Genomic DNA, 24,440 nt, shown 5'->3' with positions numbered 1-24,440 from the left:
CAGATTTAGGGGGACACCCGGGAGCCGGACACAGCAGATTGGGGGACATTTCTGCTGTATTAGGGGACACACTGGATGTCCCCCCATACCATTGATACCAATTTTTCTATCAAAAAAGGGATTGGGTCTGAATTCAATTCCCGCCGGCGCTTGACAGAATCGGATTTCCGGACGCAAATCAGGTACAACAAACGAATAGCGTTGAGTTCGGAGCTAAACCGGCCGGCGCAAGTCTTAGCAAAAGACGCTGAGAACACTTGAGGCAGCATATCCCGGCCCAAAAGGGCAGGGGAGGGAGAAACGGGGGCAGCAATGCTTGCCAAACGGCCTGCGGGGCGCAACGCCTCGGCATTGAAGTATGACATCCTCACGGCGATGGGGGCCTATGCGCTTGGCCAGGGCAAGGGGGCGCAGAAGCTGGTGCTGCGCTTCATGACATTGATGACCGCACGCTACAACTGGCAGCGCGATGAGCTGGCAGTGGGCCAGCGCGAGATTGCCCGGCTGTGGGATGTGGATGAACGCACGGTAAAACGCGAGATGGCCAAGCTGCGGGGCTGGGGCTGGCTGGTGGTGAAACGTCAGGGCGCGCGCGGGCGGGTCACCGAATACGGGATCGATCTGGAGCGGCTGCTGGCGGATACGCAGGACCGCTGGGGGGCTGTGGGTCCGGATTTTGAACACCGGATGCAAAACAATGATGAGCCGGCGCCGAATGTGGTGCCGCTGCGCCCTGGGTCTGCTCCGCCTGCGCCGGATATCTCGGACGGCAGCGAATGGAGCCTGGCCAAGGCGGTGCTGCATGCAGAGGACCCGGCGAATTATGCGTCGTGGATACGGGGATTGGAGAAAGCCAGCCGCGCCGGCGGCCGGCTGATGCTAAAGGCGCCGAGCCGGTTCCACGCAAACTATGTGATGGCGCATCTGATGCCGCGCTTGCTGGCGGCGTGCCGCGATGTGGATGGCGGGGTCTCGGCGATTGTTGTCGAGGCATGAGGCCAAATCTGCGCTGCTGCGGTTGAACCCCTTGGGGGCGCGGCCTTATGTGGGCGGGCAGGGGGCTTGCCTTAAGACGCCCCGCAAGAACAAGGAGCAGCCCGGATGAGCGGCGTGCAGGATAAGATCTGTGTCATTGGACTTGGCTATGTGGGGCTGCCGCTGGCGGCGGCCTTCGGGCAGCACCGGAAAGTCGTTGGCTTTGACATCGATCCGGGCCGCATTGCCGAGCTGCGCCAAGGCGAGGACCGCACCCGCGAGCTGGGCTGCCAGGAGCTGGCAATGGCGGAGCACCTTAGTTTCACTGCGGATCCGGCGGAGATTGCCGGTTGCTCCATCTATATCGTCACCGTGCCGACGCCGGTGGATGCCAGCCACCGCCCGGATCTGAGCCCGCTTCTGGCGGCATCGGCGATTGTTGGCGGGGTGTTGAAACCCGGTGATCTGGTGATCTATGAATCCACCGTCTATCCCGGCGCCACCGAGGAAGATTGCGTGCCCATTCTGGAAGCGCGCTCGGGGCTGGTGTTCAACAAGGATTTCTTTACCGGCTATAGTCCCGAGCGGATCAACCCCGGCGACAAGGCGCGGCGGCTGGCGGACATCGTCAAAGTGACCTCCGGGTCGACGCCGGAGGTGGCCGAACGCGTCGATGCGTTGTACCGCGAGGTGGTGACGGCCGGCACCCATAAGGCCGCGAGCATCCGGGTGGCTGAGGCCGCCAAGGTGATTGAGAACAGCCAGCGGGATATCAACATTGCGCTGGTGAATGAGCTGGCCAAGATCTTTAACAAGATGGGGATTGATACCCAGGCGGTGCTGGAAGCGGCTGGAACCAAATGGAATTTCCTGCCGTTCCGCCCCGGTCTGGTGGGCGGCCACTGCATCGGGGTGGACCCTTATTACCTGACCCATAAGGCCGAGCAGCTGGGCTATCATCCCGAGATCCTGCTGGCGGGCCGGCGGCTGAATGACGGCATGGGCGCCTATGTTGCCGGTGAGATGGTGAAGGCGATGCTGAAACGCGGCCTGCCGGTTTCGGGCGCGCGGGTTCTGGTGATGGGGCTGACGTTCAAGGAGAACTGCCCGGACCTTCGCAATACGCGGGTGATCGACGTGGTGCGCAGCCTGGAGGAATACGGGGCGAAAGTCGATGTTTATGATCCCCATGCGGACCCGGAGGAGGCACAGGCGGAATACGGCATTTCGCTGGTCCCGGAGATCGGGCAGGGGGCTTATGCCGGGGTGGTGCTGGCGGTGGCGCATTCGGAGTTCCGGGAGATGGGGGCCGGGGCGATCCGCGCCTTGGGGACCGCCGGCGCGCTGGTCTATGACCTGAAATATGTGCTGGCACCGGATCAGGCGGATCTGCGGCTTTGATCAAGGGCCAAGAGCAAGCGGCGGCCTGTGCAGGGCCGCCGCTGCCGTTGCGTTTGCCGCTTTATCCCTGCAGCATACCCCTGACCGCTTGCAGGGCATGACCTAGCAAAAGCAGCGGCCCGCCCGGACGGACCGCTGCTTGCCCGGCGCCTGCGGTTTGATTCCGGGCTGTGGGGAGTTTGGATATGAGCGATATTCTGGAAGGCCGTTGCCTGTGCGGCGCCGTGAAAATCAGTGTCGATGGGGCGCATGACCCGCGCTCCGGGGCCTGCCATTGCCGCAGGTGCCAACGCTGGACTGGTGGGCTTTTCTTATGTTTTGAGGCAGATGCGGAGGCCGTTTCGGTTGAAGGGCCGGTGACCCGGTATCAATCGTCTGCCTTTGCCGAACGGGCGTTCTGCAGCACCTGCGGGTCACATCTGTGGATGCGGGACACGGATGAGGAAGATGAAGGCTATGACCTGATGCCGGGACTGTTTGATGCAGCTCTCGGCTGGCCGCTGCGGTCGGAGATCTATGCCGACCGGGCAATGGCGTCAGTGCGGCTGGAGGGCGATCACAAGCGGGTCACCCGCGACGAATATGAGGCGCAGAACCCGTACATTGACGGTGATGTCTGAAGAAAAGGTATCGTCCCTCAGCGGTCTGTGCGCGCCAATGCAGCGGCGGGCAGCCCTGACAGGCCGCTTTACGTAAGATCCCTAGCGGCTGACACGGGGCAGTTTCGGGCCGCTCCAATAGGCGCCGCTGTCCTGGCGCAGGACGTCATAGGCCTCGATCCGGTGCCGGGCGTCTTCCCCGCCGGCCGCGATCAGATGGGTAAGCAGGCATTCCAGAACCGCCATTGCACCGCCGACGGCGCCGAACGGGTGCAGCGAGCTGGCGGCCACCGCCAGCACATGATCGGTGCGGATGCCAGGGGCGATGACTTCGCTGTCAGAGATCAGGATCACCGATGCGCCGCGTTCGCCCGCCAGCCGCAGCGCCTGGATGGTGCCGGCGGAGTAGGGGGCGAAGGTGAGGGCGATCAGGCAGTCCTCAGGGCCTATGTCCAGCAGGTCGTCCAGCGCGGCACCCATGTGGCGCGGCACCAGTTCCAGCCCCGGCAGGGCCATGCGGCCTACGTAGTGGAAGTAATAGGCCAGCGCGTAAGAAGAGCGGGTTGCGGTGACATAGCTGCGGCGGGCGGAGGTGAGGGTGTCGATGATGGCCTGCGTGCGCTCTGCCGTCATCAGCCGCAGTGAGCGGGACGTGATGTTGAGCTGGTTGCGCGCCGCCGATGCCTGCAGCGCGCCGGCCGGGCCTTGGTCCTGCATCCGGTCGAGCCAGTCCTGGCCGAGGTCAGCCTCGTGCGTGGTGGTGAGGGCGGCGCGAAAGGGCGCGCGGAAGGTCTCGAAACTGTCATAGCCCAGATGCTGGGCAAGGCGGACAAAGCCGTTGGCGCTGATGCCGGTCTTCTGTGCTGAAGTGCGGACGGTATTGAGGCCGAAGTCGCCGGGGTTGTCGATCACGTATTTCGCCGCCGCTTTCAGCTTGGGCGGCAGGTTGTCCATCTGATCCTTGAGGTGCTGGATCAGCCGGGCGGTTTTCCGGGGGGCGAGATGCGGGTCCATGCAAGGTATCAGAGCAGATGTGCGGGGAATAGCAAGAGTGGAACGGGTGTTCCTGCCCGGGTTATTCTGACAGGAAGGCCATCAGGTCCTGACGGGCGTGCAGGATGCGGATGATCTCGGGGCGGGAGTGTTCCAGCCGGTAGATCACCAGATGCGCGCCCGATGGGTGGATGCGGACCGGCGGCGTGAACTCAGTGCGTTCGCGGGCCATTTCCGGGAAGTCAGCCAGCAGGTCGAACAAGGCAAACAGGCCATCGGCATAGGCATCCGCCTGCGCCTCGCTCCAGGTGTCCAAACCGTAGCGCCAGATGGCAGAGAGATCGGCGCGGGCGGCGGGGCGGATCAGCCAGCGCGGTTCAGCCATTGCGGCGCATGGCGGCCTTGAAATCCTGGGCTGACAGTGCTTCCGCCGGACCGCTGGCGAGGCCTGCGTCGATGGCGGATTGCAGTTCACCTATGGCGGCGGTGCGGGCCTGGTCGCGGCGGATCAGGTCGCGGACATAGTCGCTGGAATTGGCATAGGTGCCAGTGCGGGCCTGGTCCTCGACCCAGTCTTTCATCCGGTTCGGCAGGGATACGTTCATGGTGGCCATAGGCGGTCTCCTTTCGCTGGATCAGAGTATGGCAATCTTTGCCATCAATGCAAGGGGGAGGGCGCGGCGGCGGAATGGCGGGCAGATTTCTGCCCACAAAAAAGGCCCGCAACAACTGGTTGCGGGCCTTTCCTTGATTTTTTCCGGCCGGATCAGGCGGAGACCACTTTGAGGCCCTTTTCCTCCAGCGGCTGGATGCTGCCGTCTTCGCCGACGGTCACCCGTTCTCCGTGGCTGAGGCTGTCGAGACCCTTGCAGGCGACCAGCATCAGGACGTCTTTTTCGCGGGCGACGATGGCCATATGGCTGAGCCAGCCGCCGACCTCGGACAGCACCGCGCCGGAGCGCTGGACCCATGGCAGCCAGGCCGGGTTGACCATCCGGCAGACCAGAATGTCGCCGTCCTGGAAATCGGCAAAGGCTTCGGAGCTGATGTCGCTGTCGTCTTCCATCCAGAACACCCGGGCGGTGGCGCTGCCGCTGCCGGCCACGCAGGTGCCGCCCATAGTGCCGTCGCCACCCTGGGCCTGGGCGCCCAGCGACAGCATTTCGCAGTCGCGCAGGGTAAGAGTGACCGCTGTGGGCGCGGATTTCTTGCGCAGTGTTTCCTTTTCGGCACGGGCCTGGGCCAGGTCGCGCAAGGCGTCCGGGTTGGACCAGTTGCTGTCCAGCACCTCGTCAAAGGTCAGGCTGAACACCAGATCCTCCAGCCCGCTGATCTGACCCAGCGCCAGAAGGGCGCGGCGCAGCTCGGCGACGACGCGCAGCGCTTCGTGCTTGGCCTGTTCCTTGAGGTCCTGATAGGCAATGGCGATGCCGATGGTATCGTCCAGCTCATCCGGCAGGTTGGCGGGTGTCGGGACTGCGCCAATCGGCTCAACCGTGCTGCTGAGCAGTGAGTTCAGCAGCGCAGGGGCTTCGGCGTAGCGGGGCGAGGACAGCTCGTAATCGAAGATTGAGCGGTGTCCCATCAGCTGCATGGCGCGGGCCTGGGCGTCTTTGCCGGTGCAGGAGGCAATCAGGCTGGAGGGCGCATTGGGCAGCTCGGCGTGCATCAGATGGGCGCGCAGGGCGGGATCGCCTGCGGCTGCCGTGCCAGCCTCACCCATGGTGAAACCTGCCAGAATGTTGATCTTCTCGGCCTCCAGATAGACCTCGCGGATGAACAGTTCCTTGAGTGTGGCAATGGTTTCCAGCAGCTTGTCCTGCGGCAGGGCGGCATAATCCACGGCCTGCCAGATCGCCAGTTTGTTCTTCAGTTCCGGCATCACCTCAGCCCGGAAGCGGGTGATCATCGGATGTGCCTGCTTGCGCAGCTGCTTGGCCTTGGAGGCCGTCAGTTTCAGGGTCATACCCTGTTTCAGCGCGACATCGACATAGGTTTTGCCGAACAGGTTGACCAGATGGCCGTCGCGCCCCTCGGGCAGGCCATAGGGTACTCCCAGCTCGCGGCAGGCCAGATCAACACTGCCGCCGGGCGCCCAGAGATCGCTCATCAATGAGAAGCTGAGCGGGGTGGGGCGGGGCAGGACTTCGGACATTTCATCCTGTTCCAGGATGGTTTGGTCCGGGGCTGCGCCTGCGTAGCGGTCCAGCACGTCGCGCCATTCGGCGAGGCGGGTCTGTTCCTGCTCGCTGCCAAGCGACAGGGTGGTGATGTCGCGGCTTTGCACGATCTGGAACTGGCCGTTTGCATAGGCCCATTCCACGTCCTGCGGGGCGCCGAATGTCGCCTCGATCTGTTTGCCAAGGGCCAGCAAGGGCGCCATGCTGATCGTCTGGTCCTGATCTTCCGTTGCCGGCAAGTCAGTGTAGCGGCCAAAGCGCAAGCTGGTGGGGGTGACGCGGCCGGAAACCAGATCCTCGCCGCAGCCCTCGACCCATTCGATCATCGCCATGCCGGGAGCCATCGGATCCTGAGTGAACAGGACGCCGGCAAATTCGGCCTGGACCATTTCCTGCACCACGATATTGCCCTGTTCGGTGCTGTCGCCCTCGCCGGAATAGCTGGCGGCACGCGCGGAGGAGAAGCTTTCCACCACTTCGTCCAGCGCGGCGCGCATGCTGTCTGCGGTGACGTCGAGCACCGATTCAAAGACGCCGGCAAAGCTTTGATCAGCGCCGTCCTCGTTGCTGGCAGAGGAGCGCACGGCGACGGGTTTGCCGCCGGCCAGCAGGAAAACCTGCGCGGCAAATGCATCTTTCCTGGCATCAGACATGGCGCGGTAGTCGTGGATTGCGTCTGAACGCACGATCACGCCACCGGGGACCGGCAAGCCTGCGTTCTTGAGGATCGACAGGCGCAGGGCCTTGTTGCCTGCCTCTGCCAGTTCTTCGGTATAGCCCATCGGGATCACACCGCGCGGCAGCTTTGCCAGTTTGCGTTTATGGGCGCGCAGCGACAGGGCTTCGGCCAGCTTACGGTGCATGCCGGTGACATAGCCGCGCTGGACCAGCAGCAGCGTCAGGCTGAAGCAGAGGTAGGCATTGGCGGCACCAGACAGGCTGAACACCATGGCAAACAGCGCGGGCATGCCCAGTACCATCCACAGCAGTTTCTGGCGCTTGGTCTTGGCGACGGCCCACAGAAGGTAGATGGCGGCCAGGGCGCAGAACAGCGCGGGCATGATGAACAGCGGATCGGGCATGCCAAGGTCTGCCATCCACAGGAACGGGGTTTGCAGGGAGGCGCTTGCTTCTTGCGCGGATGAGACCCCCAGCATCATCACCGGCAGGAACAAGAGCGCAGTGAGGTTCTTCATCGGGGTCAGGCCTTTGTCGTCGTAGAACGCCTGCACCGCGCGCGCCTTGCGCACCGGGTCATGCGCCAGCTTTGCCTTCAGCGCCTTTATTTCATCAGCTGTATCATTGGTGATGATCTGGTCGCGTTCGGATTTCAGCGCGACGGGCAGCACCAGGATGCGGGTCACAATGGACAGAGCCAAGAGACCCAGGAGGATATGGCTGCGCTCATGTACCCACAGCAGGGCGGTTGCCAGCGCCGAGATTGCCTTGTCCCACAGACCGGTCTGCTGCTCGGCCAGCCAATCCTGCACATGCGGTTTCGGCTTGGGTGCGACGAAATATTCCCACGGCAGGGTGTAGCGGCCCAGGAAATCGATGCCCAGCTGCGACAGCTCCAGTCCCAGGACCTGGCTCATGAAGCAGCTGCGGCGGTCATAACAGGCAGCAATTGTGGGCTTGTCGGGGTCCAGCCCGGCGATGCGGTCCATCAGATCCGCGGTCGTCATCTTGCGGATCGGGATGTTGACCGCGCCGGGCAGGTGGCCTCCCGCAAAATCACCGGGATAGCGGGTGTCGACGATCTGCAGATCCTCGGAGGTCAGCAGCGCCTCAAAATCAGCGGTGCTGAGCAGCACGTCCCTGCCCGGGTATTCCGGAATGGCGCGCAGGTCCGAGAGGGTCTTTACGTCCTTGTCGGAGAAGTCGCGGCCCTCGACGATCCACTTCTCGATACCGCCGGCGATGAAGCTGCAGTCGATGCCCATTGCCGCCAGCTTGGCACAGGTTTCCGAAGAGCGGTTGCCGTTGTGGCAGAACAGCACGACCTTCTGGCCCGGCTGCACCGGGCGCGACTGCAGGAAGTCCGGGAAACGGATGTGGGTGGCGCCGGGCAGGGTGCCCATGGCGTTTTCGCCAGTCTCGCGGATGTCGTAAAACAGGGTTGAACCGTCCTCCAGCGCCGCTGCGGCGTCTGTGGTGCTCATTGCCAGCGGGTGGTCTTCCTGCTTGGAAAAACTGGTCTCCTTCAGCGAGGCGTCCTTGATAGCGGTGCCGTCAAATTGCGCCGGCCGCGTCAAAGTGGCCTGCAGTCTTGTCAGCTCGGCCTGCGCATGCGAGGAGTATTGCCAATAGTTTCCTGCAGCCAGTGCAATGGCCGCCAGTACGAGGACGGAGATCAGCTTGACCGGGTAGCGGCGTGGAGAGCTGCCCGGTTTGGGGGTAAAACCCAGTTTCGCTGCAATGACTGCGCCAAGGCCGGAAATCATGGCAATTCCCACGGCCAGAACTTGCGATAGTGAAGACACCGAGCCGATCACCAGTTCCGGCGATGGAATGGCCAGGGCCGCGACGGGAAGCGCCGAGAAAAGTGAAGTAAGCACAGTTATTTGCGCTGAACGACGGAGAGACCGGGTGGTCTTGGAGAGCAAAGGTGTGTTCTTCACGGTGGTTCCTGTTGAGCCAGCTGAGATTGATATTCTGATTTTATGGCGAATTTGCCTAAAAGATTACGAAAACCTTACTGAAGGGTTAATATAGAAGGCGAAGAATAAAAGAACCGCAAAATTTTTTAAAGAATTGCAAGTGCGTTAACATTGTATTCTTAACCATGTGCCATGTAACGAAGTATGGCGGCCCGCCTGCCGTGCCAGCCGATCGCAGTCAGGAGGCTAGAACCGTGACACTTTTCGAGTGGACCTTTGGTATCATTGAGCTTTTCAAGACCCGCTTGCGGGGAACGGCCCCTGGGGCTGTTCTGGCGATTGGACTTGCAGCCCTTCTGCCCGGTGCGGGCCAGGCCGGGACCGAATTGGTATTTGGCACTTATGCAGCGGATAAACCTACCGCAACGGTCAAAAAGTACCAGCCTTTCCTGTCTTTTCTGTCCGGCCGGATGAGCGAGGAACTGGGGGAGCCGGTTTCGATCCGGCTGAAGATCGCCAAGGAGTATGGCGAGGGCATTCGCCAGCTGGCCGGCGGCGAGGTGGATTTTGCCCGTTTCGGCCCGGCGTCTTATGTGCATGTGATGAAGGAGAATCCGGAAATCCGGATTGTCGCGATGGAATCCAAAAACGGCGGAAAGCGGTTCAAGGGGGTCATCGTGGTGCATAAGGACAGCAGTGTGCAGTCGGTTGAAGATCTGGCGGGTCTCAGCTTTGCTTTCGGCGATGAACTGTCGACGATAGGCCGTTACCTGGCGCAGGAATACCTGCTGGAGGCCGGAATCAGCGGTGCCGACCTGCATGAATACGCGTATCTCGGCCGTCACGATCTGGTCGGCGAAGCAGTGGGCGCCGGGAAATTCTCGGCGGGCGCCCTCAAGGAAAGCACGTTCAAAAAACTGGTCGCCAAAGGCGTGCCGATCCGGGTGCTGGCTTCCTTTGACAATGTGACCAAACCCTGGCTGGCCTCGGAAGCGATGCCGCAGGCGGTGATGGAAGCGATGCGCAAGGTCATGCTGTCCTCGGACAACGAGGAAATTGTGCGCCGGATTTCAAAGAACGGCTTCTTGCTGGGGGTTGACGACGACTATGACATCATCCGCCGGGCGATGGAGCGAAGTCTGGCATTCTGAGGCGCCGCAGTGAAGATATGAAACGTACAGGCATCCTTTTTCAGATCGTGTTGTCGCTGCTGATAGCCGCTTCTGCGGTTGGCTTTGCAGTCGGCAATCTGGCGCAGCGCCAGGAGGTGCAGCGGCTTGAAGAGCAGCTTGCCGGCCAGGCCGACCTGACGGTTTCCCTGCTCAGCGGGCTGATGCTGGAATCGATTATAGTCGAGGATGTCCCGGTCCTGGAGACCGGGCTGATCGAGGCCGTCACCCGGAACCCCCAGATCGTGTCGATCCAGATCCGCAGCCCGGCGGGCAAGCTGCTGGCTGCGGCCAATGCGCCGGGCGCGCCGCAGCCGGATCATCACGTGATCTATGAACGGCCGATTGAGCTGGAAGGCGCATCCTTCGGCACTATGGTGGTGGACTGGTCGACTCAGGACGGTAAAGCGCTGGTGGCGGCCAAAGTGCGCCAGATCATCATTTGGACAGTTGTGCCGGTGCTGGCGCTGTCGCTTCTGGTGCTGTTGCTGGTGCATATTCTGGCGCTGCGGCCATTGCATATGATCCATAACCGGATGTCTGATGCCATTGCAGGGCTGCGCAGCCCGCAGCGGCCGCTGCCCTGGTTTGCATCCCGGGAATTCCGGGCGTTGGATTTTTCGGTCGGCGTGCTGGAAGACACTTTTTCCGAGCGGGACGAGCGGGAATTTGCAATGGAGCAGGCGCGTGAGGCCGCAGATATTGCAAACCGCGCCAAGTCGGAATTCCTCGCCAATATGAGCCATGAGATCCGCACCCCGATGAACGGGGTGATTGGCATGGCAGAGCTGCTGCAGGACACCGGGCTGGATGAGGACCAGCGGATGTATGCAGAGACCATTGCAAAATCCGGCACGGCGCTGCTGACGATTATCAACGACATCCTGAACTTCTCCAAGATTGAGGCCGGCAAGGTCGAGCTTAACCATGCTCCGTTCAATTTGCAGACGGCACTGGAGGATGTGGTCACCCTGCTGTCGCCCAAGGCGGCGGAAAAGGGGGTCGAGATCACTATGCGGTACGACCCCGCGCTGCCGGAAATCTTTGAGGGTGATGCCGGGCGGATCCGCCAGGTGATCACCAATATTGCCGGCAACGCGGTCAAATTCACCCGCAAAGGCTATGTCTTCATCGACTTGACCGGCCGCAAGCAGGGCGGCCGCCATTTGCTGACGCTGCAGGTCACTGATACCGGCATAGGCATTGAGCCGGAGCGGACAGGACAGATCTTCCGCGCCTTTGAGCAGGCTGACAATGCCGCCACCCGCAATTTTGAGGGCACTGGCCTGGGGCTGGCAATCTCGGCACAGCTGCTGGAGCTGATGGGCGGCTCGGTGCAGGTGCAGTCGGAGCCGGGCAAAGGGTCTGTATTCACCATAGAGATGCCATTGCGGGCCGGCGGCCATGTCGCCTCGGCACGGGAGGGCAGCCCGCTCAGCTTTGCCGGACTCAACGGTTTGCTGGTGGATGACTTGGAGCTGAACCGGGTGATCCTGTCTGAACGGCTGAGTGCCTGGGGCGTGACCTGCACGCTGGCAGCCTCGGCGCATGAGGGGCTGGAGATCCTGTCGGATGCGCAGCTGGACGGGCGCCGGTTCGATTTCATCATTCTGGACTACCAGATGCCGGCGATGGACGGGCGGGAATTGGCAGCCCGGATTCGCGCCATGCCGGGTTTTGAAGCGGTGCCGCTGATTGTGCTGTCTTCGGTGGAACACGCGCTAAGCCGTTCGGATTGCGAGGCTATCGGAGTTTGTGAGTTTGCGCTGAAACCTGTGCGGGCGGTGCAGCTGCGGCAGGTGATCACCCGGGTGCTGAGCGTTCAGGACCAAAAACCGGCGGTTGTTGACAGCGGCGGCGGCAACGAGGCGCCGCAGGGCCGGCTGCTGAAAGTTCTGCTGGCCGAGGACAACCGCACCAACCAGCTGGTTGTTACCAAGATGCTGAAAGATGCGCCGCTGAAAATCAGCGTTGCCAAAAACGGTGTGGAGGCTGTTGCGCAATTCCAGGCAGAGCGGCCCGACCTTGTCCTGATGGACATGATGATGCCGGAGATGGACGGGATTGAGGCCACGGCTGAGATGCGCCGGATCGAGGCAGAGACCGGCGGCAGAAAATGCCCGATCGTGGCGCTGACCGCCAATGCGCTGCAGAGCCACCGGGAAAAATGCCTGGAGGCGGGGATGGATGATTTCCTCAGCAAGCCGATCAACAAGAAGGCGCTGAACGAGGCCGTCAGCAAATGGACCTGCGGGGACAGCCTGCAGCGCACTGGCAGCTGAGGCCGCCTGTGCGCTGGCCGGCAAGCGGTTTTGCAGCCGGCAGCCAGGCCCGGATTTCGGTCTGCAGCCCAAGCCAGTGCTTGTTGCTTTCAATCGCGGCAGGGAAGGATGCAGGCGGCAGCGGTCAGTCGCGATGCCGTTGCAGCACCAGGCCGGCAAGGCCGGACGCGGCAAAGAGAGCCGCCGCCAGGCAAACGATGCTGGGACCGGCGGGGGTGTCGAACACAAACGCCAGCTGCAGCCCGCCAGAGGCCGCCAGCATCCCCAGGAGCGCGGCAATCACCGCCATCCGCTCTGGTGTTGCGGCAAAGGGGCGGGCGGCCGCAGCCGGAATCAGCAGCATGGCGGCAATCAGCAATACTCCGACCACCTTGATGGCAACTGCCACGACCAGGGCCAGGGCAAGTGTCAGCACCATCTGCTCGCGGCGGGGATCAATGCCCGCTGCATGGGCCAGATCCGGATTCAGCGTGGCGGTCAGCAGCGCCGACCAGCGCCACCAGAGCAGCGCCAGCACCAGGGCTGCGCCGCACCAGATCACCGCCAGATCGCCGCGCCCCACCGCCAGGATATCGCCAAACAGATACGCCATCAGATCGATCCGCACGCCTTGCAGGAAAGACACCGCGACCAGGCCGAAAGCCAGCGAAGAATGCGCCAGCACGCCCAAAAGCGTGTCCATCGCATAGCCGCGTCCGGCAAGTGCGGACACGGTTGTGGCCATGGCCAGCGCGGTGGCCAGCACGCCGGCAAAGACCGACACATCAAAGCTAAGCGCCAGCGCCACGCCCAGGATCGACGCGTGCGCAGTGGCATCGCCGAAATAGGCCATCCTCCGCCAGACCACGAAACAGCCCAAAGGTGCCGCGGCCAGCGCCACGCCGATGCCGGCAAGGGCTGCGCGGATCAGGAAATCGTCAAGCAGGGTCATTCCGCAGCCTTGTGATGATGGTGGTCATGATTGCAATCCTGATCATGGCTGTGATTGTGCTCGTGCCGGTAGAGCGCCAGCGCGCCTTGGGTTCCAGTGCCGAACAGGGCACGGTACTCCGGTGCCGAGGCGACATGTTCCGGCGCGCCCTCGCAACAGACATGGCCGTTGAGGCAGACCACCCGGTCCGAGGCCGCCATCACCACATGCAGTTCGTGACTGACCATCAGTACCGCACAGCCCAAATCCTGCCGGACCTTCTCGATGCGCTGGTAAAAGGCGGCGGAGCCGGGCTGGTCTAGGCCTTGGGTGGCTTCATCCAGGATCAGCAGCTGCGGATCGGTCAGCAGGGCACGCGCCAGCAGAACCCGCTGGAACTGCCCGCCCGACAGGCCGGACATCTGCCGGGCCGCCAGATCGCCGGCGCCGGCTTGCTCCAGCGCCTCGGAGGCGCGGGCGTCAGATACCCGCGCGGGCAGGCTGAGGAACCGGCGCACGGTCAGCGGCAGGGTCGGGTCGATGTGCAGTTTTTGCGGCACATAGCCGATGCGCAGGCCGGGCGCGCGGTTGACTGCACCGCGCGAGGGTTTCAGCGCGCCGATCACGCTGCGCAAAAGGGTGGATTTGCCGGACCCGTTGGGGCCGACCACGGTGACGATCTCGCCGGGTTCAATGGCCAGATTGACGCCGGACAACACTGTCTTTCCGCCATAAGAGACCGTCAGCTGTTCGAGGGAAATCAGGCTCATGCAGCGCCCGCATGCTGGCATTTGGGGCACAGGCCCTCGGCCTCGATCACCGCGCGCTCGATGACAAATCCAGCCTCGCGGGCAGCTTGACCGAGCTGGCCCTGGGTCGGCTCCCGCTGCGATTCAGCCACCGCATCGCAGGCGCGGCAGATCAGGAAGACCGGCGCGTGATGCTCGCCCGGATGGGTGCAGGCGATGAAGGCGTTCAGGCGTTCGATCTTATGGGCAAAGCCGTTTTTCACCAGGAAATCCAAAGCCCGGTAGGCAACCGGCGGCTGCGAGCCGAGGCCCTCTTCGCGCAGCCGGTCAAGGATTTCATATGCCCCGAGCGCGCGGTGCTCCTGCAGCAGGATCTCCAGCACCCGGCGGCGAACGGGGGTGAATTGCAGCCCGGCCGTCCGGCACTGGGCGTCCACCGCTGCGATGCAATCGTGAATGCAGTTGCTGTGGTCATGCGGTTCGAAACCGATGGAGTCCATTGCGGGGTCCTTTGGGCGGCGGGTGATTTGCCTCTTGATATGTTATGTTATGACGTTTATCAACCGCGTGATGTTATAAAATTACATGGGGCGTGATATGCGGAATTCCGGCATGTGGAGAAGTGGATCGGCAATACTGGCCTTGCTGGCGGGAACCGGGGCGGCCTGGGCGGAGGTGCCGCGTGTGGCGACGGATATCACGCCGGTGCACGGGCTGGTGGCGCGGGTGATGCAGGGCCTGGGTGAGCCGGCCCTTGTGGTGCCGCCGGGGGCTTCGCCGCATGGCTATTCGATGCGCCCCTCCGAGGCGCGGGCGCTGGATCAGGCGGATCTGGTGTTCTGGCTGGGTGAGGCGCTGACCCCTTGGCTGCATGGCCCGCTGGAGGAACTGGCCGGCGGCGCGCACCGGGTGGAGCTGCTGGAGGCCACGGGCACCACGGTTCTGCCGTTCCGGGAAGGCGCGCGGTTTGAGGCGCATGCACATGATGGCGATGAGGAGGACCATGCGGATCATGACGGTCACGATGCGCATGAAGATCATGATGATCATGGCCATGAAGAGCATGCTGAGGGCCATGAAGATCACGACGATCATGAGGCCCATGAAGACCCTGCGGAAAAAGATGGCCACAGCGATCACGGTGACCATGATGATCATGCCCATGGCCATCACCATGACGGCACCGACCCGCATGCCTGGCTGCTGCCGGCCAATGCCCAGGCCTGGCTTGATGTGATCGCGGAGGAGCTGGCAGAGCATGACCCAGGAAATGCCGCCGCGTACAAGGCTAATGCCGAAGCCGGCAGGCAGGAGATTGCGGACACTGTTGCCAGCGTCTTGGCTGCGCTGGAGCCGTTCCGCGCCAAGCAGTTCATCGTGTTCCACGACGCCTATCAGTATTTCGAGCGCGGATTTGGATTGAATGCCGCCGGGGCAATTTCGATCGGTGACGCCTCCAAGCCGGGCCCGGCGCGAATTGCCGAAATGCGCGATGTCGTGGCGGACCTCAAGGTGGCCTGCGTCTTCTCGGAGCCGCAGTTCAACCCGGGCGTGGTCGCCACCGTGCTGGACGGCACCGGTGCGGGCACCGCGGTGCTGGATCCGCTGGGTGCCAAGCTGGAAGCGGGGCCGCAGTTCTACCCGGCACTGCTGCAGGATATCGGCGCAGCGATTGCCGGCTGCAAATGATCGGCGGGCGGGCCGGTGCGGCCCGCCTTTTCACCTGTCGCTGATCAGATGGGTGAGGCTGGCACCGGTCTCGTAGTAGGCGCTGCGCAGCCCTGCAAAGGGGATTGCGTGGCCTTTTGCGGGCGGAACCGGCAGGCAGGATTGGTCGCCTGTCAGCAGGGCCTCGGCCATTGCGGTGCCGAACAGCGTGCCGGGGCCGATACCGCGGCCGGAATAACCGAAACAGGCTAAGCCGCCGTTCAGATCCAGGATCTTGGGCAGGTGTTCGGTGGTCATGGCAATGCGGCCATGCCAAGGGCTGTGCAGCCTCGCGTCTTTCAATTGGGGGTAAAGCGCTGCCAGTTTGCGGGGCAGCCAGTTGCGATGCAGGGCGCTGCCGAAATGGTTGAGCGCACCCATGCCGCCGATCACCAGCCGCCCGGCCTGATCCAGCCGCCAGGAGGACATCACCAGGGCGGTGTCCCAGCAGCCTTCTTTGTTTGGCAGGAGTTTGTCGAGCAGAGCGGCAGGCAGCGGATCGGTGGAGGCCTGGAAGTAATGAACCGGGATCACTCGCGGCGCGCTGTAGCCGGTGATGTCGCGGGCATAGGCGTTTGTGGCCATGATCAGATGCCTGGCGCGCAGGCTGCCTCTTGGTGTTGTCACTTGCCAGCTGGTGCCGTCGCGGCTGATCGCGGCGGCGGGGGAGTAGCTGTGCAGCTGCGCGCCGGCTGCCGCGGCGGCACGGGCGAGGCCGCGGACATAGGCGAGCGGCTGGATTGTGCCCGCGCGCGGATCGAACAGGGCACCGTGCACGGCAGCGGAACCTGTGCGCCGGACGGCTTCGTCCCGGTCCAGCAATTCCACCGGCGCGCCAATGGCGCGGAGCTGTGCGTGGCGGCGTTGCAGGTCAGCCAGGCCGGCAGGGGCATGGGCGCAGTGCAGGGTGCCGCCCTGCTCAGGCTCGCATTGGATGCGGTGTTTCCCGATCAGGGAGAACACCATCCGGGGCGCGCCGCCCAGCAGGGCCGACAGGCGGTTGCCGGCCTCTGCCCCCAGTTCGGCGTTGATGTCTTCGGGCGGCAGCCAGAGGCCTGCATTCACCAGTCCGACATTGCGGCCCGAGCCGCCGCTGCCGATTTCCTCCGCCTCGATCAGGCGGACCGAGGCGCCCATTTCCGCAGCCTTGAGCGCGGCAGAGCAGCCGGTATAGCCGCCGCCGATCACCACGAGATCAGCTGATGCCTCCCCGGTGAGTTCCGGGAAGGCTGGATTTTCCTGGCAGGTTTGGTGCCAGAGGCAGGATGCCAGATCAGATGTCAAACTTGATCCCCTGAGCAAGCGGCAGCTCGCGTGAATAGTTCACCGTGTTGGTCTGACGGCGCATGTAGCCTTTCCAGGCGTCGGATCCGCTTTCACGGCCGCCGCCCGTCTCCTTTTCGCCCCCGAACGCACCGCCGATTTCAGCGCCGGAGGGGCCGATGTTCACATTGGCAATACCGCAGTCCGAGCCCGCTGCCGAGAGGAAATATTCGCATTCGCGCACGTCGGTGGAGAAGATGCAGGACGACAAGCCTTGCGGTACTTCGTTCTGCATTTCAATGGCTTGGTCGAGACCCGCGTATTTCACCACATAGAGGATCGGCGCAAAGGTTTCGGTGTGCATGATCGTGGTCTGGGCGGGCATCTCGACGATTGCCGGATGCACATAAGCCGCTTTGGCAAAGCTGTCCGTCAGTGCGCGGCCGCCGCCATGCACGGTGCCGCCTTCGCTCTGGGCGCGCTCCAGCGCCCGCAGCATAGAATCCATGGCTTGGCGGTCGATCAGCGGGCCGACCAGGGTGCCGTCCGCCAGCGGATCGCCGATGGGCAGGCCCGCGTAGGCCTTGATCAGACGCGGGATCAGCGCGTCATAGATATCCTTGTGCACGATCAGGCGGCGCAGGCTGGTGCAGCGCTGGCCGGCGGTGCCGACGGCGGAAAAAACGATGGCGCGCAGGGCCATTTCAAGATCGGCCGAAGGTGCCACGATCATCGCGTTGTTGCCGCCAAGTTCCAGAATGGTGCGGCCAAGGCGTTGCGACATGTCCGCCGCAACCGCCTTGCCCATCGGCACAGAGCCGGTGGCCGAGATGATGGCGACGTCTTTGGAGGCAGTGAGCGCCTCGCCCAGATCACGCTCGCCGATCAGCACCTGGATCAGGCTCTTAGGGGCGTCCTCGCCGAATGTTGCCATGGCGCGGTCGCAGATCTTCTGAACTGCCAGCGCAGTGAGCGGGGTTTTCTCGGAGGGTTTCCAGATCACCGGATCGCCGCAGACCAGCGCAAGTGCTGCGTTCCAGCACCAGGGTGCAACGGGGAAGTTGAAGGCGGTGATGATACCGCAGGTGCCCATCGGGTGCCATGTTTCGCGCATGGCGTGGCCGGGGCGTTCCGAGGCGATGGTGAGGCCGTAAAGCTGGCGCGAGAGGCCGACGGCAAAGTCGCAGATGTCGATCATCTCCTGCACTTCGCCGAGGCCTTCCTGGTAGATTTTGCCGCATTCCAGGGTGACAAGGCGGCCCAGGTTTTCCTTTTCGCGGCGCAGTTCCTCGCCCAGCAGGCGCACCAGCTCGCCGCGGCGCGGGGCGGGCACCAGGCGCCATGATTTGAAGGCGGATTTGGCGGCGGAAATCTGCGCTTCGGCCTCCGCCGCGGAGTGGGTTTTCAGGCGGGCGATTTCGCTGCCGTCGACGGGCGTGGTGACAGAGAGGCTGCCGCCGGTCAGTTCGGCTTGGGTCAGGCCGGCAGCGGCGAGGATGTCGGAATGAGGCATATCGGGATCCTTTTGAAGCGAGGGCAGGACATGAGCAAAACTTTAGCCTGATTTGCGCCGATGTCCTGCCGGGCGTCGGTCTGATATAGAAATTGCACCCTCCGGCGCGGATTGCTATTGAAACTAAATCCTGAAGTTATGAGCAAAGATCATATGATTGCCCCGCGCCGCTTTCTGCCCTCGATCCCGTCGCTGCTGGCGCTGGAGGCCGTAGACCGGCTGGGCAGTGCTTCGGCGGCAGCGGAGGATCTGTCGCTGACGCAAAGCGCCGTCAGCCGCCAATTGAAACAGCTGGAGGAGCAGATGGGGGTCGATCTGATTGCCCGTGACCAGATGCGGATGCAGCTGACACCGGCGGGGACCGGCTTTGCCAAGGAGGCGCGCGCGATCCTGACCCGGCTGGCGCAGGCCTCGGTCAAGCTGCGGGCGAACCCGGACGGCGGCAGTTTCACCTTGTCGATCCTGCCGTCCTTTGGCCTCCATTGGCTGGCGCCGCGGCTGCGGGAGTTTGCCGCCTCGCATCCCGGCATCACGGTGAACCTGCACACGCATAATCTGCCGTTCAGCTTTGATGCGGGCACGGCGCAGGCGGCGATCCATTACGGCACGCGGGACTGGCCGGGGGTGGCGTATCTGCCGCTGATGCCGAAACATGTGCTGCCGGTCTGCGCGCCGGGGCTGATGGCGGGGCCGGTTTCCAGCCCGGCGGAACTGCTGGACTATCCGTTGCTGCATCTGGAGACGCACCCGGATTGCTGGGAACAGTGGTTTCATCTTCACGATGTGCCGGCGGCCAAGCTGCGGGGGATGCTGTTTGACCAATCCTCGGCCATGACGCAGGGGGCGGTGCATGGGTTGGGGGTGGCGTTGTTGCCGGATTTCCTGGCGGAGAATGAAATTGCGCAAGGCCGGCTGTTGCTGGCGATGGAGGGGGCGGCAGTGAGTTTGGGCGAATATTACCTGGTCTGGCCTGCGGATCAGCCAGAGGAATATCCGCTGATCAAATTTCGCGAATGGCTGCTGTCGCAGCTGGGGGAGGTGTAAGATGCGCCTGCCGGGCCTGACCCATCTGCGCTGTTTTGAAAGCGCTGCGCGGCATCAAAGTTTCACTGCGGCGGGAGAGGATTTGGGGCTGACGCAAAGCGCCGTCAGCAAGAAGGTAAAGGAGCTGGAGGCGGATCTGGGGTTCGACCTGTTCCAGCGTTCAGGCCGGGGTGTGGTGCTGACGCCTGCGGGGCAGGGGCTGGCCGCCGATCTGGAGCTGGATCTGGCAGGTTTGCGGGCGACGCTGCAGAAGGCTGCTGCTGCCGGGGCGGGCCGCTCGGCTTTGCGGATTGCGGTGCTGCCTGCCTTTGCCAACCTGTGGCTGATTCCGCGGCTGCCGGATTTCTTCGCTCGCCATCCGGAGGTGGAGCTGAGTTTCTCCACCCGGCTGGAGCCGTTTGATTTTGCGCGCGAGAATTTCGACCTGGCGGTGCACTACGGGCTGGACAACTGGCCGGGCACGCATATGGCGCCCTTGTTCGGCGAGGAAATGGTGCCGGTCTGCGCGCCCGCGTTTTATGCCGCGCACCAGCTGGAGCTGGCGGGTAGCCTGGCACAGGCGCCGCTGCTGCACCTGGACAGCCGGGCAGGAACCTGGGCGGAGTGGTTCGAGCGCGCCGGGCTGGCAGGCGCACCGCGGCAGGACGGGCGCTATTTCGATCAGCATTCGATGGTGATTGCGGCAGCGGCGGCGGGGCTGGGGGCTGCGATAGTGCCCTATGACATGGTGGCGCGGGAAATTGCGTCAGGGGATCTGGTGCGGATTCCGGGTCCGGAGCTGGTGTCGCGCAAGCGCTATTACCTGGTGCGTCCGCACGGGCCGGTGCCGGAAGCGGTGCAAAAGCTAGAAGCCTGGATGCGCAAGCAGTTGAAGGGCAGGCCGGATTGAGGTGCTCTGCCTGGCCGAAGGCCGGGCAGCACCGCTAGCCATGACTAACAGGAATGTATGCCGTCGGGACTGGCTGGTTTTCCTCTATAATCCGATGCTTCAATCTGGCTGCGCCACAACTAGCAGGGAGCCTTTGCCATGGCCCAGTTCCGCCGCGCCAGCCGTCTTGACCCGATCGAGGTCTCCGAAATTCTTACCATCGGCGCGAAGGCGGCAAAGATGAAGCGCCAGGGAGTGCCGGTGATCATCCTGGGCGCGGGGGAGCCGGATTTCGACACGCCGGACCACATCAAGGAGGCAGCCGCCGCCGCGATGCGGGCGGGGGAAACGAAATACACCCCGCTTGGCGGTACGCTGGAATTGCGGCTGGCGGTGCAGGCGAAGTTCAAACGCGACAACGGGCTGGATTATGGGCTGGACGAGATCACCTCGGGCACCGGGGCCAAGGAGATCTTGTTTGATGCCTTCATGGCGAGCCTCGATCCCGGCGATGAGGTGATCGTGCCCACGCCCTATTGGACCTCTTATTCCGATATCATCCGGATTGCCGGCGGGGAGCCGGTGCTGGTGCCTTGCGGCAGTGATACAGGGTTCCGGCTGACCGCAGAGAGGCTGGAGGCGGCGATCACCCCGCGCACCCGCTGGCTGCTGCTGAATTCGCCGTCCAATCCGGCAGGTGCGGGGTACAGCGCCGCGGATTACCGGCCATTGCTGGAGGTGTTGCTGCGGCATCCGGATGTCTGGCTGATGGCCGATGACATGTATGAGCACATCACCTATGGCGGGTTCGAATTCGCCACGCCCGCACAGGTGGAGCCGCGGCTGAAGGAGCGGGTGCTGACGGTCAACGGCGTCTCCAAGGCTTATGCGATGACGGGCTGGCGGCTGGGCTATGCGGGCGGGCCGAAGGATCTGATTGCGGCGATGAAAGTGGTGCAGTCGCAATCGACCTCGCACCCGTCCTCGATTTCGCAGGCGGCCGCGGTGGCCGCGTTGAACGGGCCGCAGGAGGTGCTGGCAGAGCGGCGGGCCAGTTTCCAGACACGGCGCGATCTGGTGGTGGAGGCGCTCAATGGCATCGACGGCATTGAGTGCCCGGTGCCGGAGGGCGCGTTTTACACATTTGCCAATTGCGCCGGGGTGCTGGGCAAGCACACGCCGCAGGGTGTTGTGCTGGAGACGGACGCGGATTTCTGCGCCTACCTGCTGGATCAGCATCATGTGGCCGTGGTGCCGGGCCGGGCCTTTGGCATCTCGCCTTACTTCCGGGTTTCCTATGCGACGTCCGAGACGGAGCTGCAAGAAGCCTTATCCCGGATTGCCGCTGCAGTCGCGGCGCTGTCTTAGGCCTGCACTGCTGCCGGCTGGCGGCGGTTCCGGGCATTGGTCCAAGCCTGTATCAGCTGGCGCTGCACGGCGGCAGCGGCAAGACCCAGGGCGAGGCCGCCAATGATTGCCAGCGCATCGTTCAGCGGGCTGCGGGCCTCCAGCCCGAACATCGGCATCAGCAGTTCCGGCACAAACCGGTGCAGCAGGTAGATCGGGAAGGCGGCCTGGGCCAGCCGCATCAGCGGGCGGGCCGCAAACCGCGGCATCGGCAGGCGGGTGACAAACAGCAGCCCGGCAATAAGTGCCAATAGCCACATGTATTTGATCCAGCCGCCGTACCAGTTGCCGCCCAGGTAGGCCGCCGCGGGCATGATCAGGCAGGCTGCCCCCAGCACCAGAAGCCGTTGCCGCGGCGTGCTGGCGGCGGTGATGCACCAGCCCAAGGCAAACAGGTAGAAGACCCACGGCACGGTGAACTGCGCGCGTCCGCCGATTTGCCAGACTTCCGGCACGATCAGCCGCAGCGCCACGGCAAACGCCAGAAAACACAGGCCGGTACGGAAAGCACCCTGGCTTGCAAGCCACCGGCGCAGGGGCGGCACGGCAAAGGGCAGCGCCACCAGCAGCGTCATCTGCAGATAGGCTTCGATGAACCAGTACAAATACGGCAGCATCAAGTGGGTTTCCGGGATTGTCACGGCAAAATTGCCGGCCAGAAAGACCGAGACCCAGGGTACCTGCTCCCACACCGCAGCATAGCCTGCAAGGATCAGGTAATAGGGGATCAGCACCGCAGCCACCGGTTTAAAGAAGCTGCGCATGTCGCCGGACTTCAGCGCCTCCCAGCGGAAGCCTGCAACGCTCATTCCCATCAGGATCACCATCGCAGCTGCCCCGCCGAACACCGGCCAAAGGGTCTGGTGGGCCACCACCACTGCGAGGATGGCAGCCACACGGGCCACCAGATCGAAAGGCAGGCTGGCGCCGGGCGCCGGGGCGGCCTGCTCAAGAGTGCTGATCGGCATGTTTTCCCAGCCCGCCGGGGCGCCGCCAAGGGCTTCGTCCAGAGCCAGGGACAGCTCTACATGACGCAGGGAATCTCCTCCAAGCGCGGCAAAGCTATCGTTTCGGCCCACGCTCTGCGGCGCAAAGGCGGCCTGAAAGGCTGCCAGTACATTCCTGGCAGGTTTGCGCTGCGCTGATTGCGCCTTCAGCGCCGGATAGTCGATCTTGCCATTGGCGCGCCGCGGCAGGGACTTGCGCGGATGGATGGTGAAATGCTGCCGGCCGATGCCGGTCAGCTGGGCGGCCATCGCAGCGATGCCGTCCTCCGCCCCGCAGATTGCAATCGAAATGCGGCTGTCATCACCCCAAACCGCGGCCTCATGCCCCTGGGCGGCCAAGGCCCGTTCGATGGCGTCATGGCCGATACGCAGGCCGGCAATCTTGGACATCCGCGAAAGCCGCCCGGTGATGTGGTAGAGCCCGTTTGCATCGCGGCGGGCCAGATCGCCGGTCGCCAGCTCGCTGAGTTCGGCGCCCCTGGCCAGATCGGCATGGCTTTCGGCATAGCCCATCATCACGTTCGGTCCCTGATAGATCAGCTCGCCTTCGCCCTCGGGGGTGGTGATTTCTGCGCCCGAAGCCGAGCGCAGCAGCAGACGTCCGCCGGGAATGGCGCGGCCTGCGGCACCGGGATTGTCCAAGGCCTGCTCCGGCGGCAGGTAGCTGATCCGCGCGGTGGCCTCGGTCTGGCCGTACATCACAAAGAAGCGGCCTGCGCGGGCCTGCGTCCGGGCAGACCACGCGCGGACTTGCTCCGGCTCCATGGCGCCGCCGGCAACGGTCAGGGTTTTGATACCTTCGGGCAGCGCATGGGAGAGGCCGGCGCTGTCCAGCAAGCGGAAATGATGCGGCACGCCGGCCAGGCTGGTGGCGCCGGAGGCCTCCAGCGCTGTGGCAAAACCGGGGTCCAGCACCGAGCCGGGCGCAAGCCAGAGGCTGGCACCGGCGGCAAGATGCGAGTGCAGTACCGACAAGCCGTAGGAATAATGCAGCGGCAGGATCAGTGCGGCGCGATCTGTGGGCTGGATCCCGAGATACTGGGCTATAGCGCTGGCGTTGGTGTCCATAGCGGTGCCGGACAGGCGTACGCCGCGGCCGTGGCCGGTGCTGCCGGAGGTCTGCAGCAGCAGTGTCAGCTCCTGGTGGATTTCAGCGGGTTCATGCGCGTGCGTCAGCAATTGCCAGGTTCCGCCCACGCGCCGGAAGCTGGCAGCCGGACGGAACCGTTCCTCCAGGCGGGCAGCGGTGACGGGGTCCGCGGCCGGCAGCGGCATAGCCGCGTGGCCGGCGGCCAGGGCGCCCGCATAGGCGATAATGGCTTCGGGATCGGAAGCGGCTTCAACCGCAATCAGCCGCCGCTCTTGCGGCAGCGATTTGCCGAACTCTGCGGCGGCGTCAGCCAGCGCAGCATAAGTCAGCTCAGCCCCGCCCGCCGCAATCAGGCAAGGATTGGCGGCAAACGCACGCAATTTGGCCAGGTCGTAGAACATCCGCAACTCCTTTGAGCGCGGCGGGTAATTTAATTTACTAATTTTGTCAATTATTAGCCGGCGGCCTGTTGCCGGATCGGGACCGGTTGCGAAACTGGAGTGAACATTGACTGCGGCAGATGAGGCGCGCGCGTCCTTGCAGATGCGGTTTGCTGTCTTCACCAATTCCAGGATCGGTTCACTGCGAACGTCAAATTCCACCCCTGCGATCGGTCATTTTTCCGCCGCAAGATGGGCGCGCTTGCGGCCTGAAAAGCCACATTCCTGCAAGGGCCGCAAAGT

General features: G+C 63.6%; 19 protein-coding genes. 9 read left to right on the top strand and 10 right to left on the bottom strand.

Going from position 1 to position 24,440, the window contains the following annotated elements; all coding sequences use genetic code 11:
• The first annotated feature begins 312 nt into the window (after positions 1-312).
• From ETW24_RS21625 to ETW24_RS21615, 3 genes are all read left to right on the top strand, one after another.
• A complete protein-coding gene (locus ETW24_RS21625; RefSeq protein ID WP_129373163.1) occupies positions 313-996 on the top strand; it encodes a DnaA N-terminal domain-containing protein in 684 nt (227 codons plus the stop codon).
• 105 nt (positions 997-1,101) lie between these two features.
• The gene (gene tviB, locus ETW24_RS21620) at positions 1,102-2,376 is read left to right on the top strand and encodes a Vi polysaccharide biosynthesis UDP-N-acetylglucosamine C-6 dehydrogenase TviB (protein WP_129373162.1); all 1,275 of its coding nucleotides are present in this window, start codon (positions 1,102-1,104) and stop codon (positions 2,374-2,376) included.
• Between the two features lie 185 nt (positions 2,377-2,561).
• Positions 2,562-2,996, top strand: a complete 435-nt coding sequence (locus ETW24_RS21615; protein WP_129373161.1) for a GFA family protein — start codon at positions 2,562-2,564, stop codon at positions 2,994-2,996.
• 81 nt (positions 2,997-3,077) lie between these two features.
• Here ETW24_RS21615 and ETW24_RS21610 read toward each other — a convergent pair whose 3' ends face one another.
• From ETW24_RS21610 to ETW24_RS21595, 4 genes are all read right to left on the bottom strand, one after another.
• Entirely contained in the window at positions 3,078-3,989 is a 912-nt protein-coding gene (locus ETW24_RS21610) for a MurR/RpiR family transcriptional regulator (protein WP_129373160.1), read from the bottom strand.
• Positions 3,990-4,050: 61 nt separating this feature from the next.
• Entirely contained in the window at positions 4,051-4,353 is a 303-nt protein-coding gene (locus tag ETW24_RS21605) for a type II toxin-antitoxin system RelE/ParE family toxin (protein WP_129373159.1), read from the bottom strand.
• Positions 4,346-4,582: a type II toxin-antitoxin system ParD family antitoxin gene (locus ETW24_RS21600; RefSeq protein WP_129373158.1), complete on the bottom strand. Its 237-nt coding sequence runs from the start codon at positions 4,580-4,582 to the stop codon at positions 4,346-4,348. The genes ETW24_RS21605 and ETW24_RS21600 overlap by 8 nt, the downstream gene beginning before the upstream one ends.
• A gap of 152 nt (positions 4,583-4,734) precedes the next feature.
• Entirely contained in the window at positions 4,735-8,592 is a 3,858-nt protein-coding gene (locus tag ETW24_RS21595; RefSeq protein ID WP_254695774.1) for a PEP/pyruvate-binding domain-containing protein, read from the bottom strand.
• A 410-nt stretch (positions 8,593-9,002) separates the two neighbouring features.
• On the opposite strand from ETW24_RS21595, the gene ETW24_RS21590 reads away from it, so the two are divergent.
• Positions 9,003-9,899, top strand: a complete 897-nt coding sequence (locus ETW24_RS21590; RefSeq protein ID WP_129373156.1) for a PhnD/SsuA/transferrin family substrate-binding protein — start codon at positions 9,003-9,005, stop codon at positions 9,897-9,899.
• Between the two features lie 17 nt (positions 9,900-9,916).
• Positions 9,917-12,199 carry a response regulator gene (locus tag ETW24_RS21585; RefSeq protein ID WP_129373155.1) on the top strand — a complete coding sequence of 761 codons (2,283 nt, stop codon included), beginning with the start codon at positions 9,917-9,919 and terminating at the stop codon, positions 12,197-12,199.
• A gap of 124 nt (positions 12,200-12,323) precedes the next feature.
• Here the strand turns inward: ETW24_RS21585 and ETW24_RS21580 are convergent, their stop codons facing one another.
• The 3 genes from ETW24_RS21580 to ETW24_RS21570 are packed head-to-tail and all read right to left on the bottom strand — an operon-like array spanning position 12,324 to position 14,358.
• Positions 12,324-13,130, bottom strand: coding sequence for a metal ABC transporter permease (locus ETW24_RS21580; RefSeq protein WP_129373154.1), 807 nt, complete (start codon positions 13,128-13,130; stop codon positions 12,324-12,326).
• Positions 13,127-13,879, bottom strand: a complete 753-nt coding sequence (gene znuC / locus ETW24_RS21575; protein ID WP_129373153.1) for a zinc ABC transporter ATP-binding protein ZnuC — start codon at positions 13,877-13,879, stop codon at positions 13,127-13,129. Before znuC ends, ETW24_RS21580 begins: the two co-directional genes overlap by 4 nt.
• Positions 13,876-14,358: a Fur family transcriptional regulator gene (locus ETW24_RS21570; RefSeq protein ID WP_129373152.1), complete on the bottom strand. Its 483-nt coding sequence runs from the start codon at positions 14,356-14,358 to the stop codon at positions 13,876-13,878. The genes znuC and ETW24_RS21570 overlap by 4 nt, the downstream gene beginning before the upstream one ends.
• 112 nt (positions 14,359-14,470) lie before the next feature.
• On the opposite strand from ETW24_RS21570, the gene ETW24_RS21565 reads away from it, so the two are divergent.
• Positions 14,471-15,547: a zinc ABC transporter substrate-binding protein gene (locus ETW24_RS21565; RefSeq protein ID WP_129373151.1), complete on the top strand. Its 1,077-nt coding sequence runs from the start codon at positions 14,471-14,473 to the stop codon at positions 15,545-15,547.
• 30 nt (positions 15,548-15,577) lie between these two features.
• On the opposite strand, the gene ETW24_RS21560 is transcribed toward ETW24_RS21565, so the two are convergent.
• Complete coding sequence (locus ETW24_RS21560; RefSeq protein ID WP_129373150.1) at positions 15,578-16,849, bottom strand: NAD(P)/FAD-dependent oxidoreductase; 1,272 nt, start codon at positions 16,847-16,849, stop codon at positions 15,578-15,580.
• Positions 16,839-18,341, bottom strand: a complete 1,503-nt coding sequence (gene amaB / locus ETW24_RS21555) for an L-piperidine-6-carboxylate dehydrogenase (protein ID WP_129373149.1) — start codon at positions 18,339-18,341, stop codon at positions 16,839-16,841. Before amaB ends, ETW24_RS21560 begins: the two co-directional genes overlap by 11 nt.
• A gap of 138 nt (positions 18,342-18,479) precedes the next feature.
• On the opposite strand from amaB, the gene ETW24_RS21550 reads away from it, so the two are divergent.
• The 3 genes from ETW24_RS21550 to ETW24_RS21540 all read left to right on the top strand — a co-directional run bounded on the left by ETW24_RS21550 (position 18,480) and on the right by ETW24_RS21540 (position 21,621).
• The gene (locus tag ETW24_RS21550; RefSeq protein ID WP_129373148.1) at positions 18,480-19,385 is read left to right on the top strand and encodes a LysR substrate-binding domain-containing protein; all 906 of its coding nucleotides are present in this window, start codon (positions 18,480-18,482) and stop codon (positions 19,383-19,385) included.
• A gap of 1 nt (position 19,386) precedes the next feature.
• A complete protein-coding gene (locus ETW24_RS21545; RefSeq protein ID WP_129373147.1) occupies positions 19,387-20,274 on the top strand; it encodes a LysR substrate-binding domain-containing protein in 888 nt (295 codons plus the stop codon).
• Between the two features lie 138 nt (positions 20,275-20,412).
• The gene (locus tag ETW24_RS21540) at positions 20,413-21,621 is read left to right on the top strand and encodes a pyridoxal phosphate-dependent aminotransferase (protein ID WP_129373146.1); all 1,209 of its coding nucleotides are present in this window, start codon (positions 20,413-20,415) and stop codon (positions 21,619-21,621) included.
• Here the strand turns inward: ETW24_RS21540 and ETW24_RS21535 are convergent.
• Positions 21,618-24,158, bottom strand: coding sequence for an AMP-binding protein (locus ETW24_RS21535; protein ID WP_129373145.1), 2,541 nt, complete (start codon positions 24,156-24,158; stop codon positions 21,618-21,620). The genes ETW24_RS21540 and ETW24_RS21535 overlap by 4 nt on opposite strands.
• Positions 24,159-24,440: the final 282 nt, after the last annotated feature.

This window comes from Leisingera sp. NJS204 (assembly GCF_004123675.1).
In the GTDB taxonomy this organism is placed as follows: domain Bacteria; phylum Pseudomonadota; class Alphaproteobacteria; order Rhodobacterales; family Rhodobacteraceae; genus Leisingera.
This window is presented reverse-complemented; position numbering and strand designations above follow the sequence as displayed.

What these genes read in the sequence shown, in the direction of transcription:
- ETW24_RS21625 (WP_129373163.1), top strand. Translation starts at nt 313, where the DNA reads ATGCTTGCCAAACGGCCTGCGGGGCGCAACGCCTCGGCATTGAAGTAT.
- tviB (WP_129373162.1), top strand. Translation starts at nt 1,102, where the DNA reads ATGAGCGGCGTGCAGGATAAGATCTGTGTCATTGGACTTGGCTATGTG.
- ETW24_RS21615 (WP_129373161.1), top strand. Translation starts at nt 2,562, where the DNA reads ATGAGCGATATTCTGGAAGGCCGTTGCCTGTGCGGCGCCGTGAAAATC.
- ETW24_RS21610 (WP_129373160.1), bottom strand. Translation starts at nt 3,989, where the DNA reads ATGGACCCGCATCTCGCCCCCCGGAAAACCGCCCGGCTGATCCAGCAC.
- ETW24_RS21605 (WP_129373159.1), bottom strand. Translation starts at nt 4,353, where the DNA reads ATGGCTGAACCGCGCTGGCTGATCCGCCCCGCCGCCCGCGCCGATCTC.
- ETW24_RS21600 (WP_129373158.1), bottom strand. Translation starts at nt 4,582, where the DNA reads ATGGCCACCATGAACGTATCCCTGCCGAACCGGATGAAAGACTGGGTC.
- ETW24_RS21595 (WP_254695774.1), bottom strand. Translation starts at nt 8,592, where the DNA reads ATGATTTCCGGCCTTGGCGCAGTCATTGCAGCGAAACTGGGTTTTACC.
- ETW24_RS21585 (WP_129373155.1), top strand. Translation starts at nt 9,917, where the DNA reads ATGAAACGTACAGGCATCCTTTTTCAGATCGTGTTGTCGCTGCTGATA.
- ETW24_RS21580 (WP_129373154.1), bottom strand. Translation starts at nt 13,130, where the DNA reads ATGACCCTGCTTGACGATTTCCTGATCCGCGCAGCCCTTGCCGGCATC.
- znuC (WP_129373153.1), bottom strand. Translation starts at nt 13,879, where the DNA reads ATGAGCCTGATTTCCCTCGAACAGCTGACGGTCTCTTATGGCGGAAAG.
- ETW24_RS21570 (WP_129373152.1), bottom strand. Translation starts at nt 14,358, where the DNA reads ATGGACTCCATCGGTTTCGAACCGCATGACCACAGCAACTGCATTCAC.
- ETW24_RS21565 (WP_129373151.1), top strand. Translation starts at nt 14,471, where the DNA reads ATGTGGAGAAGTGGATCGGCAATACTGGCCTTGCTGGCGGGAACCGGG.
- amaB (WP_129373149.1), bottom strand. Translation starts at nt 18,341, where the DNA reads ATGCCTCATTCCGACATCCTCGCCGCTGCCGGCCTGACCCAAGCCGAA.
- ETW24_RS21550 (WP_129373148.1), top strand. Translation starts at nt 18,480, where the DNA reads ATGAGCAAAGATCATATGATTGCCCCGCGCCGCTTTCTGCCCTCGATC.
- ETW24_RS21545 (WP_129373147.1), top strand. Translation starts at nt 19,387, where the DNA reads ATGCGCCTGCCGGGCCTGACCCATCTGCGCTGTTTTGAAAGCGCTGCG.
- ETW24_RS21540 (WP_129373146.1), top strand. Translation starts at nt 20,413, where the DNA reads ATGGCCCAGTTCCGCCGCGCCAGCCGTCTTGACCCGATCGAGGTCTCC.
- ETW24_RS21535 (WP_129373145.1), bottom strand. Translation starts at nt 24,158, where the DNA reads ATGTTCTACGACCTGGCCAAATTGCGTGCGTTTGCCGCCAATCCTTGC.